This window comes from Arenibacter arenosicollis (assembly GCF_014397245.1).
GTDB classification, from domain to species: domain Bacteria; phylum Bacteroidota; class Bacteroidia; order Flavobacteriales; family Flavobacteriaceae; genus Arenibacter; species Arenibacter arenosicollis.
In genome coordinates, this window is record NZ_JACLHY010000006.1 from 154078 (window position 1) to 169672 (window position 15595).

Genomic DNA, 15595 nt, shown 5'->3' on the forward strand with positions numbered 1-15595 from the left:
CTTTATGTTAACCGTTTTTATGCTGTTTAGCGGTAAGCTTATTTTTAAGATTTCCCACCCAATAATAATGGTCCTAAGTTCCAAAATTTTGTTCTACTTAGGCGTCTTTCTATTTTATTTTGAAATTGGCCTGCGAAAGCGTTTAACGTTTTATCAAAATTTCGGTGTATCAAAAACAGTCCTTTTTGTTCTGGCATTATTGTTCGATATTATCATTACCACGGCATTTATAAACCTTATCCATTTATTTTGATATTGGAAATAGACAGTGTTGACTTGGAATTCGACGGAAAAAAGGTCCTATACGGTATTTATATAAAGTCTGAAAAAGGAAAAGTTACCGGAATCCTCGGAAGAAATGGCAGTGGAAAAACTTGCTTTTTGAGAATTCTGTTCGGTGACTTACAACCAAAATACAAGAACATCCGCAGCAATGAAATGTGCTTCCCTAAACCTTTGTACCAAACAGGTATAATTGGTTACCTGCCCCAATATCCACTTTTGCCAAAGAATTTAAAAATCAATTTGGTATTTAAGTTATTTAATGTTTCCTGGGAGTCCTTTACCGGCCATTTCCAAAGTTTTAAAATATATGGCAATGCAAAGATCAAAGATCTGTCCTCAGGAGAGATCAGGGTTATTGAAGCCTATTTAATACTTCTGTCCCAAAAAGAAATTATACTACTGGACGAACCATTTTCCTTTATTGCCCCACTATTTGTAGAGAAATTCAAAACATTGATCAACGTGGTAAAAAAGACAAGTATTATTATTTTAACCGATCACTTCTATGAGGATATTATGGAGGTAAGTGATACCATCTATCTTCTTAAAAATGGATGTTCAAAAGAAATAGTAGAAAAAGAAGAACTTGTTAACGAGGGTTATTTGAACAAGGGATTAATCGAATAAAATACCGCTACTTTTGTGCATCTTATTATTATCATCCACAATAATTACCTCTGTCCCTTTTATTTGATTTATCAACGCCATTCCCGAATCCAGGCCAAGTACAAAAATTGCCGTAGCCAAGGCATCTGACCATTCTGCGGTTTTGGAAAAAACAGAAACACTATTTATACCTGTCGTAGGAAGACCAGATCGGGGATCTAAAATATGTGAGTATTTCTTTCCGTCAAAGGAAATAAATTTATCATAACTCTCTGAGGTAGCTACTGAAGATTCCAAAACTGGTAGCCAGGAAAATATCTTATCCTTACTGAGCGGATTGGCTATACCGATCAACCATTTTTCTCCTGTAGCCTTTGTTCCCCAAGTGGTAAGATCTCCAGAAGCATTGATAACTCCGGCACGAACCTGCTTTTCCACCATCAGTTCTTTGGCCTTATCCGCGGCATAGCCCTTAGCTATAGCGCCCAAGCCAATCTTCATACCCTTCAATTGTAAAAATACCGAATGATCGTCCTCATTGAGGATAATTTTCCTGTAACCTACCTTACTTACGGACTGTTTAATTTGTTCCTTGGTAGGCTTATATTTCATAGAGCCGTCAAATTTCCAAATTTTATCCAGCCCGGAAAATGTAATATCAAAAGCGCCATCGGTAATTTCAGAAATTTGATTTGCCCGTTCTATTAGCTTAAATAATTCCACACTAACCTTAACCGGTTTTATACCTGCATTTCTATTTATCTCTGAGGTTTCCGATTCTTTGTCCCAAGAAGACATCAGTTTTTCTATCCTTTTAATTTCAGATACGGCCTCCTCTATATTTATATACCCTATTTCCTCGTTATCGGCAACTATGGTAATATCAAATTTTTCGCCCATCAAGGTAACGGTTCGTTGAACAGTAACGAACTTTTGTTCTTGAGCATGGCCCATTAGCGCCATCCAACATAAAATAAGAGAAAACAAAACCCTCACCCTAAAACGAAGTTAAAAGTTGAACTATTTTCCTTCCTAAAATTAAAAAGTGAATCGCCATCTTTAGATTTCAATTCACGAAGTAACAACCAATAAAAATTAACCTTTGCCCTCTTCAGAAACCTATGGTTATTATTAGAGCGAATAATTCCAATTCCTAAAAAAGGAAGTATCCAAAAGGCATATAGTAAGGGTGTGCAGAATGATTTTATGGTAAAATTCATGAAAGAAAGTAGGTTATAAATCAGATTTGATTATTCAAATACGCGAAGAATCTGCCCATTCAACTCCGTTTTAAATATTTTCAGTGGTTTGGCAACATCATTACCTATTTGATTTAATGGAGTTCCGGTCTGACTAAAGCGTGAACCATGTGTAGAGCAGTGAAAAATACCACCATCTTCTGCTTTAAACCTTACCTCATCGGTTTGTTGATGACTGCATATCTGACTTGCGGCCACAAAATTACCTTCCAAGTTTTTTACAACCACCACAAAATTTTTCAAAATAAAGTCACCGTTATTTTTCAATTTAGCTCCCTCTGCCGAACTTAAATCAATAGTAAAATCCACCCCTATTGGTATGGGTTTGGGATCTATAACTTCACCACTATCGGATGAACAACCATGTAAGCAGGGAAAAGTAAGGGCAAATGCCGCTCCGGTACCTAAAGTCCTTAAAAACTGCTTTCTTTCCATAACGTAATTTCTTTATAAAACAACGTAGGAAAAAGGGTATTCGTATACCTTAATACACAAAGGTACCGAACTCGCTTTCAATTGTGAGTTTTTTAACAGAATTGGCTTCCACTTTACCCACAATTTGTGCAGACACTCCGTAACTTTCCGAGATGGAGATAATGTCACTGGCAATGGATGGATCCACATACAGTTCCAACCTATGTCCACAGTTAAAAACTTGGTACATCTCCTTCCAGTCTGTTCCCGATTGTTCCTGAATTAATTTAAACAATGGTGGAACTGGAAATAAATTATCTTTTATAATATGGAGGTTTTCCACAAAATGAAGGATTTTGGTCTGTGCCCCTCCACTACAGTGTACCATTCCGTGAATATCACCAGCTTTATATTTGTAAAGTATTTTTTTAACTATTGGTGCATAGGTACGGGTTGGCGACAATACTAATTTTCCGGCATTCAAGGGTGAGTTGGGAACCTCATCGGTCAATTTTACATTACCGGAATACACTAAATCCTCAGGCACTGCTGCATCATAACTTTCAGGATATTTCTCTGCTAAGTATTTTGCAAAAACATCATGTCTGGCAGAGGTAAGCCCATTGCTTCCCATACCGCCATTATATTCCTTTTCGTAACTGGCCTGTCCAGAAGAGGACAATCCAACAATTACATCCCCGGCCTTAATATTGGCATTATTGATCACCTTAGTCCGTTTCAATCTTGCTGTTACGGTGGAATCCACGATTATGGTCCGTACCAAATCTCCTACATCTGCAGTTTCCCCACCAGTAGATCTAATTGTAATTCCGTGTTTTTCCAAATCCTCGATCAGCTCTTCCGTACCATTGATTATAGCGGATAAAACCTCTCCAGGAATTAAATTTTTATTTCTCCCAATGGTAGAGGACAACATGATATTGTCCGTAGCCCCAACGCATATAAGATCATCAATATTCATAATCAAGGCATCTTGGGCTATTCCCTTCCAAACTGTGACATCTCCGGTCTCTTTCCAATACATATAGGCCAAGGAAGATTTGGTTCCGGCCCCATCTGCATGCATTACCAAACAGTAATCATTGTCATTGGTAAGGTAATCGGGCACAATTTTGCAAAAGGCTTGCGGAAATAAGCCTTTATCAATATTTTTTATGGCATTGTGCACGTCTTCTTTGGAAGCAGAAACCCCTCTTTGATCGTATCTTTTGCTGTTGGATGAGCTCATGAATATAAGTTTGCGACAAAAATAGTGGAATCCATAAAAAAAAGCCCATAAATTGTGGGCTTTTAATCCAATATTTTATAAACTACCAATTATTTAATGAACAACAGTTCCCTATATTTGGTAAGGGGCCAGTATTCGTCTCCTACCACTTGCTCCAATTTATCGCAATGGTAGCGTATTTCATCAAAATAAGGGCGCACATTGTCACAGTAGGCAAAGGCTTTCTTGTTTATATCCGACATATTATTGGCTTTTTTTCTTTCATCCACCATAGCATCGGTCTTAATTTTTATGGCACGGATATGTTCTGAAATTCGTTCAACAATGTCCAATTGACTTTCTGACATTTTTTTATGGGCGGCACCATATATCTCTTTTAGACCTACCACGTTTTTTATCAATTTATTCTGATATTCCACGGCAGCCGGAATTATATATCCGTAGGCAAGCTCAGTAAAGACCCTACCTTCTATCTGAATGTGGAGGATATATTCCTCCAATTCCACCTCCTGTCGAACCCTTACCTCTATTTCACTAAGAACGTTCATAGACTTGAACAATGCCAAGCTTTCTTTGGAAGTAAGTACCTGTAATGCCTGAGGGGTATTCTTATTATTGCTCAAGCCACGGGATTTTGCCTCATTTTCCCAGGCTTCACTGTAACCATCTCCCTCGAACCTAATCCTTTTGGAGGTTTTAATATATTCCCGAAGCACATTGAAAATGGCTTCATCCTTTTTAAGTCCTTTCTTGTCCACCAATTGATCCACCTCTTTCTTGAAGGCAATAAGCTGTTTGGCCACAATGGTATTTAGAACGGTCATTGGCTTGGCACAATTGGATTTGGAACCTACCCCGCGCATTTCAAATTTATTTCCCGTAAATGCAAATGGAGAGGTGCGATTGCGATCCGTATTGTCCAATAAAATTTCCGGGATTTTACCAACCACGTTCAACTTTAATTCCGTCTTTTCCTCAGGAGATAATTTCCCTTTGGTAACACCTTCCAATTCATTTAAGACCTCATTTAATTGTTCCCCGATAAAGATCGACAGGATGGCTGGTGGAGCTTCGTTGGCCCCCAATCTATGGTCGTTGCTTGCAGAAGCTATGGAAGAACGCAATAATTCCTCATAATTATCCACGGCCTTTATAGTATTCACGAAAAAAGTTAAAAACTGAAGGTTTTTCATGGGAGTAGACCCAGGACTAAGCAAATTAACACCGGTATCGGTAGCCAAAGACCAATTGTTATGCTTTCCCGAACCGTTTATATCCTTGAAGGGCTTTTCATGGAAAAGCACTTTAAAGAAGTGTTTATCAGCAATCTTTTCCATCACATCCATCAGCAATAGATTGTGATCTACCGCTAAATTGGTTTCCTCAAATATTGGCGCCAATTCAAACTGGTTGGGTGCTACTTCATTATGCCTTGTTTTAACGGGAATACCCAATTTGGTACACTCCATTTCCAAATCCTTCATGAAATTCAACACCCGATTCGGAATAACCCCAAAATAATGATCATCCAATTGTTGGCCTTTTGCCGCAGAATGTCCTACCAATGTTCGGCCGGCCAAACTTATATCGGGCCGTGAAAATGCCAAGGATTTATCTATTAAAAAATATTCCTGTTCCCATCCCAAGGTAGCATAAACTTTAGTCACATTTTTATCAAAGTACTTTGCAACGGCAGTAGCGGCTTCGTCCATTGCGCCCAAAGCCCTTAGCAGAGGGGCCTTATTATCCAGGGCCTCCCCGGTATATGCCACGAATACAGTGGGTATACATAGGGTGGTACCATATAAAAATGCAGGCGATGTTGGATCCCAGGCGGTATAGCCCCTAGCTTCAAAAGTATTGCGAATACCCCCATTAGGAAAACTGGAAGCATCGGACTCTTGCTGTACCAACTGGCCTCCACCAAACTTTTCCATTACTCTACCCTCAGGTGAAAAATCGAAAAATGCATCGTGTTTTTCCGCAGTTGCCCCGGTAAGAGGTTGAAACCAATGGGTATAGTGTGTAGCTCCCATAGATATAGCCCATGTTTTCATTCCCTCCGCCACCTGATCGGCAACTTTTCTATCTATTTTGGCACCGGATACTACAGCAGCCTTCACTCTATCATATGCATCTTTGGTCAAGTATTGCAACATTCGTTCCTCGTTGAACACGTTCACTCCAAAATATTCTGAACGCCTCCCGGTCTCCTCAATTTCTAATTTACTCCTAGTATGGCTGTTAGCTATGGCATTAAACCTTTGATTTGACATAAATACTTTTTTGACAAAAATAACAATTCATTAAAATAAACCACAAAAAATAACTATTTAATAATTTACCCCATAAAAAATAGGGGGTTCAAAAAAAATAACAACATTATCAGCATTTAACCCACTAAAAAATGGCGTATATGACGAAAATTATTATTTTTGTCTGCGTTAATAATAAAAATCAACAAGAAATATTATGAGCAAGTCTAAATTAGAATACATTTGGTTGGATGGGTACGAGCCCACACAGAACATGAGGAGTAAAACTAAGGTTGAAGAAAACTTCAGTGGTAAATTGGAGGATTGCCCAATCTGGTCCTTTGATGGAAGTTCAACCCGCCAGGCTGAAGGAGGATCTTCTGACTGTGTTTTAAAGCCAGTAGCTATCTACCCTGATCCGCATCGTATCAATGGCTATTTAGTAATGACCGAGGTTATGAATGCCGATGGCACTCCCCACGTATCCAATGGTAGAGCTACAATTGAAGATGAAGACAATGACTTCTGGTTTGGGTTTGAGCAAGAATATTTTATAATGGACACCAAAACGGAACTTCCATTAGGATTTCCTAGAGGTGGATATCCAAAACCACAAGGTATGTACTACTGCTCTGTTGGTGGTCTAAATACCCATGGTCGTGACTTGGTTGAAGAGCACGCCGATGCATGTATTGATGCTGGCCTAAACTTTGAAGGTATTAACCAAGAAGTAGCATGTGGTCAATGGGAATTTCAGTTGTTCGCCAAAGGTGCTAAAAAAGCAGGTGACGAAATTTGGATTGCCAGATACTTACTTGACAGATTAACTGAAAAACATGGTTACTATATTGAATACCATCCAAAACCACTTGGTGATACCGATTGGAATGGTTCGGGTATGCATGCGAATTTCTCCAACACAACATTGAGAACTTGTGGGTCAAGAGAAGTTTACGAAAAAATATGTGAAGCCTTCCGTCCAGTTGTTAAAGAGCACATTGCTGTTTACGGAGAGTTCAACGATCAACGTTTAACAGGAAAGCACGAAACAGCTTCTATACATGACTTTAGTTATGGTATTTCCGACAGGGGTGCCTCTATTAGAATTCCGATCATTACAGTTCAAAAAGGCTGGAAAGGTTGGTTGGAAGATAGAAGACCAGCTTCTAACGGTGATCCATACAAGATTGCAGGTAGAATCGTTAAAACTGTTAAATCAGTTAAAATATAAAGAGAATAAAAATAATTGTTGATTATTTTTACCGACCGTTCCTCTTGTAATAAGAGGGGCGGTTTTTTTATTCCCTTTAATTTACTACTCCACCTTCATTAAGCAATGGGGTGTTCATCCAGAAATCGCCATAATTATCAGGCTTCAAAATGGGTTGGTCCTGAAATATAGGCCAGTTTTTGTCCATAAAAAGTCGCTCATCCGGATATTTTGTTACCGGTTTTTGCTGCTGAACAAAAAATTCCCTGAATTGCATTAAGGAATAGGTTTCGGAAAAATCCAATTTATTACCATCCAAATCCATAATGTTATCCATGACTATACGAAAATCATCTTTCCCAATATCCGCGGGATCAGAATAAAAAATCTCCAGGGCCTGGTCTCCCAGGTTCATCTTGGGATGCAACTGAACGGTTACACTATCCGCAAGAACAACCTTTTCGATATCCATACCCTTACCCTTATAACTTATATTGTAATTTTTGTCCTTAAGCACCTTGAAACGCAAGGGCACTCTATTAAAAATAATTTCAAAGTGTTTCTTTTCAAAATTGATAACAACATCCTTGACGGTAAAAACCGGTGGTACTTTTACCTCAAATTTATTGCTGAAGGAAATGTAACTGGGAGACATTTTGTCATCCTGTTTCTTGTACTCCACTAAAGTTCGGTATAGTAACCTATCCTCTATTCTTTTACTGGTCTTACTTATTTTTCTCGTCCCCAATAAAGCATCATAGGTGGCGTATTCCAATTTAACGATTTCAAAGTTTTCCTTTGAAATATAAATTTTCCCCCTGACCATAAACTTCCAATTGTGCTTATATATATCTATAACATACAATGCTTTCCCGTCCAAATAAGTGTCATCTTCCAAAGAAAAATCATGGTTCTTTAAAAAATCGGTATCCAAATGATCAACAAAGGAATAGGAAAAGGTGTTATAATTCCTAATGGCATCCATGATGCGCAATATTACAAACTCATTGCCTCCATAACTTTTCAAATAAGCTTTGGGGATAGTCTTGGTCTTATATTCACCATAGTCATATAGCCTTTCACTTAAAGAATCAACTGGAAAGTTCGTATTTCCGAAGTATTCGTAAATCCTTGTATTGGAATCCTCATAATCAGAAGTTCCGAAACCTTTGTCAAAAACCTCAACAATTGCTTCGTTCAAATTGGTATATCCTCCTGATTTCCGCTGATAGTCCCTGTAATATCCAACGTAGGACTGAGGATTAAAGGGATAATTCAACGGAATATTTTTGATGGCCTGGCCAATAATCTCTTCTGCAGAAGTGGGCTTTTCATCATTTCCAGCATTTCTTCTTTTTCCTCTTTTTTTGGAAGCCTTTAATGTAACCTCATCCAATTGGATAAGCATGGGATTTAAATACAACCTATTGAGCTTATCCGTAATTAAATCGCCAATTATAATTTCCCTGGAATCATACCCCATAGAGGTAATCTCCAAAGTATCATTAAGCTCCCTAAATTTAAGGGGGATTCTAAAACTGCCGTCATTGTTGGAAATTACCCCCACGGCCCTATTCTTGACCCTAATACTGGCAAAGGAAATAGGCTCTATGGTTTCGGCATCGAGGAGCATTCCACTTACAAAATCGCTTTCTTGACTATGACCAACTATACAAAACAAAATTAAGAAAGCTATAATGTTCGATCTTATTCCCATAAGCGAAATATGCTATCGTCTTTTAGGTTATTGTTAAATATACAAATACAACGTATACGGCTAAAAGGATTAACCCGTCCTTCCACCCTAGCCGGAGGCCCTTTGGCAAAAACACCAATGGAAGAACCAAGAAAGAAATTCCCAACATCCAAAAAATATCGTTGCTCAACAGGCGTTGATCCACTACCCTGATTGGTGTTATCATTGCCGTAATTCCCAAAACAGCAAGAAGGTTGAAAATATTGGACCCAATAAGATTTCCTAAAGAGATGGCCTTTTCTTTTTTCAGCACCGCAATTATGGAGGCGGCCAATTCCGGAATACTGGTCCCGATAGACACCACGGTTACAGCAATTACCCGCTCACTTACACCATAAATAGTTGCCAATCCCACTGCCCCCTTTATCAAAAGTTCTGATCCTCCCCAAAGGGCAAGACCACCTAAGCCCAAAAACAATACCGTTTTATATAGTGGTAAAGGAACATCATCTTCAGGCAATTCATCAACTACGGCAGTTTTCTGAAATCGTAATAGATATACCAAGAAAACGAAGAGTACAACCACCATGACAATGCCCTCATATCTCTGAATTTCACCATCAAAATAAATAAAACCAAAAAACAACATAGATGCCACCATCATCACTGGCCAATCTGTGGTATAAAAACTTTTCCTTACTTCTATACTGCCAAGGATAACGGTTATAGCCAATACCAAACCTAAATTGGCAATATTGGAACCAACAACATTCCCTAGCGCCAAATCGGGAAAGCCTTCCAAAGCGGCATTTACACTAACTATAAGTTCAGGTGCGGAGGTGGCAAAGGAAACCACGGTCATCCCTATAACAATCTTCGGAATATTGAGCTTTAGAGATAAGGCAACCGCCGCCTTTAAAAGCCAATTTCCTCCTGCAATCAACAAAACAAGTCCTAAAACAATAAAAAGTATATCCAGCATTAAAAGGTTTTCCGACAAATATAACCAAGAATCCGACTCTTTTTCCTCCTACCACAGCTTTCAATAAAAATTTTGAAAACATAAGATGTGTTTCAAAAATCACGTTGATTTCAAATGAAAACAATAAAAAAGGTACTTTTTCCACTCAAATCCTCCTTGCATTTTGAAAAACATCTAAAAAAACATATTATTTACTTACATATTATCACTCTTTATTGTATTTGTTATTTCATATAATAACTACTACCAAGATATACTTTAAAAAAATATAATTCAATTGCTTGTTTTAATTACAATATTGTATTCAATTATATTAATTCCATCATCAAGTTTTGGAAATCTTCTTAAGTATTGTATATCTTGAATGGATAATAGATTATTACACTATTCATTAACCATTAAAACTTGTATTATGATAACACTAACCAAAATTTTATTGTTCCTTATTATTTCCATATTTTTCCGGAAATAAAAATTATGTAATAGGCCTATATTATTACAACGTCTCCGTACCTACTACAAGGGGACGTTTTTATCCTGCATGACATCATTCACGCTATTCTAGTCACAAAACCCATATCATCCAAGTCACTGGTAATTTTTCATACCAAAATTAATAGCACATAAACAATAAGGCATACCTCGGTTTACACAGCTTGCAAAAATAGATTCTTGGAATAATGGCATATAGTATTAAATTGTATCTTTGCGCCCATGAATTTAGAAATTACAAAGGCAATAAAGACGTTATTGAACGTACCACAAAAAATTGTAATTATACCTCACAAAAATCCTGATGGCGATGCTATTGGCTCTACTTTGGGATTATGGCATTATTTGAAGAACAAAGGTCAGGACGCTACCATTATTGTGCCCAACGATTTTCCTAAATTTTTGAAATGGATGCCAGGAACCGAACAGATAATAATTTTTGAAAAAGACGCCTCAACGGCCAGGCAGCTCATAAACAAGGCTACTGTTATATTTACTTTAGATTTTAATCACTTGGGTAGGATTGGACAATTGCAACCATTATTGGAAGATGCGTCGGCAACATTTGTAATGATCGACCATCACCAAGAACCTGATGATTACGCCAAGATTACTTACTCTGATGTTAGCATGAGTTCCACTTGTGAAATGGTTTACAATGTGATTGAAGGCCTAAATGATACAGAATGCATTACATCGGAGCTTGCAATTTCGTTATATACCGGCATTATGACCGATACCGGATCTTTTAAATATTCTTCAACCACCAGTCGCACCCATACAGTGGTTGCCAAATTAATTGAAAAAGGCGCGAAAAATACGGAAGCACACAACAAAGTCTATGACACCAATACTCCAAGCAGATTACATCTACTGGGTTGTGCATTAAAAAACATGGTTATCCTGGAGGAGTTCAATACGGCATTTATTACCCTGTCACAAGAGGAATTGGACGCCTATGAATATAAAAAGGGAGATACAGAAGGATTTGTGAATTACGGATTAACCTTGGAAGGAATAGTGTTTGCAGTCATTTTTATTGAAAACAAGGAAGAAGGAATTATTAAAATCTCATTTAGATCCGAAGGTGATTTTTCTGTTAATGAATTCGCCAGAGCCCATTTTAACGGAGGTGGACATACCAATGCAGCAGGAGGGCGTAGTGATGTTTCCCTGGAGGACACCACTACCTTATTTAAATCTTTATTACCCCAATACAAAGCTGATCTAAACGCATGAAACACTTTTTATTCTTTTTCCTGATTATCGCCCTTGTAAGTTGTGGTGGTCCAGAACCGCGAAAACCGGTTAAAGTTAAAACAGGAAGCATATTACAGAAATCTGTGGAACGCAATAAGGATCTACTGGCCAAAGAGGAAAAACAAATAATGGAAATCATTAAAAATGATTCCACGAACACCTATTTCTCAAGTGGTATTGGCTCGTGGTACCACTATATATCCCAGAACAACGATTCCAATTATTACCCACAAACAGATGACTTGGTTATCATGGAATACAACGTGGTAAGTTTTAGTAACGACACCATCTATTCCAAGGAACAAATCGGGACTATTACTTATAAAGTAGACAAACAGGACCTTTTCCCTGGCTTGAGGAATAGTATAAAACTATTAAAAGAGAATGAAAGTGCTAAGTTTTTATTCCCTTCCTCACTAGCGTATGGATATCACGGGGACAATAATAAAATTGGGGTAAACATCCCCATTAAATCCACTATTACCATTTTAAAGATCGATAAACAAAAAGACAACAATTAAAATTAAGTAAAATGAAGAGAATTTATTTATTATTGGCAATCGTATCCATAGCATTTTCCAGCTGCAAGTCTAGCAAGCATGCCGATTTGGGAGATGGTATTTTTGCAGATATCACCACTACCCAAGGTGAAATTGTCCTTAAATTGGAATACCAAAAGACACCTTTAACAGTTGCCAATTTTATTTCCCTTGCAGAAGGGAAAAACCCCTTTGTTAGTGATAGCCTAAAAGGAAAAAAATACTACGACGGAATTATCTTCCACAGAGTCATTAAAGACTTTATGATTCAAGGTGGTGATCCCACTGGAACGGGGACAGGAAATCCTGGGTATAAATTCAAGGATGAATTTAACGATTCACTTACCCACCATAAGGCCGGAATTCTATCTATGGCTAATTCTGGGCCTACTACCAACGGAAGTCAATTTTTCATTACCCATAAGGAAACCCCCTTTTTAGACGGCAGACATACTGTATTTGGTGAGGTCGTTGAAGGAATGGATGTAGTTGATTCCATTGCCAATGTAAAAACAGCGCAAGGCGACAGACCTGTTACAGATGTTGTCATGAACACCGTAGAAATTATTAGAAATGGTAAGGAAGCCAAAAAATTTGATGCCGTAAAAGTAATGAGCGATTATTTTGCCGAGGCAGAAGAAAAAGCAAAGGCAATGGAGAAAATGAAAACCGATTTCGTCGCCCAACTTACTACAGAGGAAGGTACGGCCAAAGAACTTCCTTCGGGACTTAAAATACTTACCTTGAAAGAAGGTAATGGAGAACAACCCAAGGTAGGTCAAAAAGTAAACGTTCTGTATGCCGGGTATTTATCTGATGGATCACTTTTTGATAGTAATTACGAAGAGATTGCCAAAAAATACGGAGTGTACGACGAGGCCAGAAAAAAAGGCCGTGGATATGAAGCCATTCATATGGATTATAGCCCGGAAGCAAGGATAATCCCAGGTTTTAAAGAGGGCCTTATGCAAATGAAGGTTGGAGATAAAGTTCGCTTGTTTATACCTTCCCATTTAGGGTACGGTGAAGCCGGATACGGACCAATCCCTCCTGATGCAAAGTTGATTTTTGATCTAGAAATTACAGGCATAGCCCAATAATCACATTTCGCAATAGAAAAGTCGCCTGTTGATTTCCTATTTATGGAAACTAACAGGCGACTTTTTAATTAATAAACTTTTGTGATACTTATAGAAAATATACCAAACTCAGTCCAAAACAATAAATCGTAAGAAAATCTATTTCCAGTTCTGTGATTTAAGCTTCAAGGTGGCTTTTAATATGTCTTTCTGGGAAATTTGTCCGACCAATTTTCCATTTTCCACTATCGGAAATCGTCTGCGTTTTTCATTCAAAAACTTATTGGCCGCGTCGAAAATATTCATGTTGCCGTCAATGGTTTCCACATTTTTAATCATGTGGCCCTCCACCGTTAAATTGGAGCTAGGCATATTATGATATCTGTTTTCGCTTATATGTTTTATACAATCGCCTTCAGAAATCATCCCGATCAATTCGTTATTATCGTTCACCACAGGACCACCTGAAATTTTATACTTTAAAAGGGAGACTATTACCTCCTCTACGGATTGTTCAGGTTTAAAAGTAATCAGCTTTCTGGTCATATAATCACTTACCCTTAGAGGTGGTTCCTCACTGGGTTGTTGAATTCTTCGTCCTTGAAAACTTTTAATTCCCATAACGGATATAACTTTGTTTCTTTTAAAAATAAGGAATTTTAAGATGCCAACCTAGAAAAATAATCCGGTTCCGACTAAATTAGACATACCTAGGAACGGTCGGGACAAAAATTATGCATCCCGTGTTCATTAATATTCAATTGAAATTTTAAAAGGTCCCCGCTATTTTTTTGGGATTTCCTCCAGAATTTTTAGAGTAAACTTCCAAAATTTCTGCAAAGACGATATACTAGCCCGCTCATCAGGTGAATGTGCCCCTTTAATGGTTGGTCCAAAGCTTATCATGTCCACATCCGGATAATTCTGCCCTAAAATACCGCACTCTAGACCGGCATGACATGCCACAACATTTGGCTGTTCCTTAAATAATTCCACATATTTGGATTGCAACAGCTTTAAAATATCAGAATCAGGATTGGGATCCCATCCGGGATAATCACCACTTAAGGTCACTTGATATCCCGCCGTTTCAAAATTGCCCTTAAGGCTATTGGCCAATTCCATCTTCCCCGCTTCCACCGAAGACCTTGTTAAACAGGCGATTTTTACGGTTCCATTTTTCACAACCACCCTAGCAATATTATTTGAGGTTTCTACCAAATCTTCCATTGCTTCACTCATGGCATACACCCCATTATGGGCATTTTTAATGGCTTTCAATAAGGCTTGCTGATCTTGGGCTTCCATAAGCGATTCTGAAGTTTCCGAAGGTGTTGCAACGATACTAAGGTTGGGCTCGATAGTGGCAAAATCCTTTTTCAAACCTTGGACCCAATCCTGGAACATTGCATTAAACTTGTTAGATTCCGAAGCATTTACCACCACCAATGCGGTACTTTCCCTAGGAATTGCATTTCTTAAACCTCCCCCATTAATTTCTGAAACCCGTAAATTAACATGCTGCTGACCCAGCATCAATAAAGCATTCATGATCTTATTGGCATTGCCCAGACCTTTATGAATATCCATACCGCTGTGCCCCCCGGAAAGACCTTTTACAGTGATTTTATACCCTATGGAACCTTCTGGCAAAGTTTCTTCCCCATATTTTCCAGTGGCAGTAATATCTATACCTCCAGCGCAACCAATATCGATTTCATCATCATCCTCCGTATCCAGATTTAATAAAACATCACCTTTCAACAATCCTCCTTTTAACCCCTTCGCCCCGGTCATTCCGGTTTCTTCATCGATAGTAAACAAGGCTTCCAAGGGAGGATGGGAAATTTCATTACTTTCCAGGAGCGCCATAATGGTAGCTACCCCTAGGCCATTATCAGCTCCCAATGTTGTTCCTTTAGCCCTTACCCAATCTCCGTCCACGTACATTTCTATTCCCTGGGTACTAAAATCGAATTCGGTATCAGCATTTTTTTGATGTACCATATCCAAATGGGACTGGAGGATCACCGTTTTTCTATCTTCCATCCCGGAGGTGGCCGGCTTCTTTATAATTACATTACCCACAGCATCCTTGGTCGTTGTAAGGCCAAGGGCTTTTCCAAAGTCCATCATAAATTCTATTACGCGTTCCTCATGTTTGGAAGGTCTTGGTACTGCGTTTAAATCAGCAAATCTATTCCAGATATTATTAGGCTCTAAATTCCTTATTTCGTTGTTCATATGCATAAATTATAAAGTCAAAAAT

General features: G+C 38.2%; 13 protein-coding genes. 5 read left to right on the forward strand and 8 right to left on the reverse strand.

The annotated features are described in order from the left end of the window. The first annotated feature begins 249 nt into the window (after window positions 1-249). Entirely contained in the window at window positions 250-912 is a 663-nt protein-coding gene (locus H4O18_RS08485; protein ID WP_187583437.1) for an ATP-binding cassette domain-containing protein, read from the forward strand. On the opposite strand, the gene H4O18_RS08490 is transcribed toward H4O18_RS08485, so the two are convergent. The 4 genes from H4O18_RS08490 to H4O18_RS08505 all read right to left on the reverse strand — a co-directional run bounded on the left by H4O18_RS08490 (window position 901) and on the right by H4O18_RS08505 (window position 6089). Further along, entirely contained in the window at window positions 901-1854 is a 954-nt protein-coding gene (locus H4O18_RS08490) for an FAD:protein FMN transferase (RefSeq protein WP_246474132.1), read from the reverse strand. The genes H4O18_RS08485 and H4O18_RS08490 overlap by 12 nt on opposite strands. Window positions 1855-2141: 287 nt before the next feature. Beyond that, complete coding sequence (locus H4O18_RS08495) at window positions 2142-2585, reverse strand: QcrA and Rieske domain-containing protein (protein WP_187583447.1); 444 nt, start codon at window positions 2583-2585, stop codon at window positions 2142-2144. 49 nt (window positions 2586-2634) lie between these two features. Continuing rightward, the gene (locus H4O18_RS08500) at window positions 2635-3813 is read right to left on the reverse strand and encodes an AIR synthase related protein (RefSeq protein WP_187583449.1); all 1179 of its coding nucleotides are present in this window, start codon (window positions 3811-3813) and stop codon (window positions 2635-2637) included. 89 nt (window positions 3814-3902) lie between these two features. Continuing rightward, window positions 3903-6089 (reverse strand): glutamine synthetase III family protein, encoded by a 2187-nt coding sequence (locus H4O18_RS08505; RefSeq protein WP_187583451.1) that lies wholly within the window; start codon window positions 6087-6089, stop codon window positions 3903-3905. 196 nt (window positions 6090-6285) lie between these two features. Between H4O18_RS08505 and H4O18_RS08510 the strand changes: the two genes are divergently transcribed. After that, on the forward strand, window positions 6286-7299 hold the full coding sequence (locus H4O18_RS08510) for a glutamine synthetase beta-grasp domain-containing protein (protein ID WP_187583453.1): 1014 nt from the start codon (window positions 6286-6288) through the stop codon (window positions 7297-7299). A 76-nt stretch (window positions 7300-7375) separates the two neighbouring features. Here H4O18_RS08510 and H4O18_RS08515 read toward each other — a convergent pair whose 3' ends face one another. Together H4O18_RS08515 and H4O18_RS08520 are read right to left on the reverse strand one after the other, a co-directional pair. After that, window positions 7376-8995, reverse strand: coding sequence for a carboxypeptidase-like regulatory domain-containing protein (locus H4O18_RS08515; RefSeq protein WP_187583456.1), 1620 nt, complete (start codon window positions 8993-8995; stop codon window positions 7376-7378). Window positions 8996-9017: 22 nt separating this feature from the next. After that, the gene (locus H4O18_RS08520) at window positions 9018-9956 is read right to left on the reverse strand and encodes a calcium/sodium antiporter (RefSeq protein WP_187583465.1); all 939 of its coding nucleotides are present in this window, start codon (window positions 9954-9956) and stop codon (window positions 9018-9020) included. A 714-nt stretch (window positions 9957-10670) separates the two neighbouring features. Between H4O18_RS08520 and H4O18_RS08525 the strand changes: the two genes are divergently transcribed. From H4O18_RS08525 to H4O18_RS08535, 3 genes are read left to right on the forward strand one after another with little or no spacing between them, the layout of a single operon-like run. Further along, window positions 10671-11687 (forward strand): DHH family phosphoesterase, encoded by a 1017-nt coding sequence (locus H4O18_RS08525; protein WP_187583467.1) that lies wholly within the window; start codon window positions 10671-10673, stop codon window positions 11685-11687. Continuing rightward, window positions 11684-12229, forward strand: a complete 546-nt coding sequence (gene gldI, locus H4O18_RS08530; RefSeq protein ID WP_187583469.1) for a gliding motility-associated peptidyl-prolyl isomerase GldI — start codon at window positions 11684-11686, stop codon at window positions 12227-12229. The genes H4O18_RS08525 and gldI overlap by 4 nt, the downstream gene beginning before the upstream one ends. Before the next feature lie 11 nt (window positions 12230-12240). Next, the gene (locus H4O18_RS08535) at window positions 12241-13347 is read left to right on the forward strand and encodes a peptidylprolyl isomerase (RefSeq protein ID WP_187583471.1); all 1107 of its coding nucleotides are present in this window, start codon (window positions 12241-12243) and stop codon (window positions 13345-13347) included. Window positions 13348-13485: 138 nt separating this feature from the next. On the opposite strand, the gene H4O18_RS08540 is transcribed toward H4O18_RS08535, so the two are convergent. Both H4O18_RS08540 and H4O18_RS08545 read right to left on the reverse strand, forming a co-directional pair. Then, window positions 13486-13947 carry a CBS domain-containing protein gene (locus H4O18_RS08540; protein WP_187583473.1) on the reverse strand — a complete coding sequence of 154 codons (462 nt, stop codon included), beginning with the start codon at window positions 13945-13947 and terminating at the stop codon, window positions 13486-13488. 162 nt (window positions 13948-14109) lie between these two features. Next, window positions 14110-15570: an aminoacyl-histidine dipeptidase gene (locus tag H4O18_RS08545; protein WP_187583475.1), complete on the reverse strand. Its 1461-nt coding sequence runs from the start codon at window positions 15568-15570 to the stop codon at window positions 14110-14112. Window positions 15571-15595 lie beyond the last annotated feature (25 nt).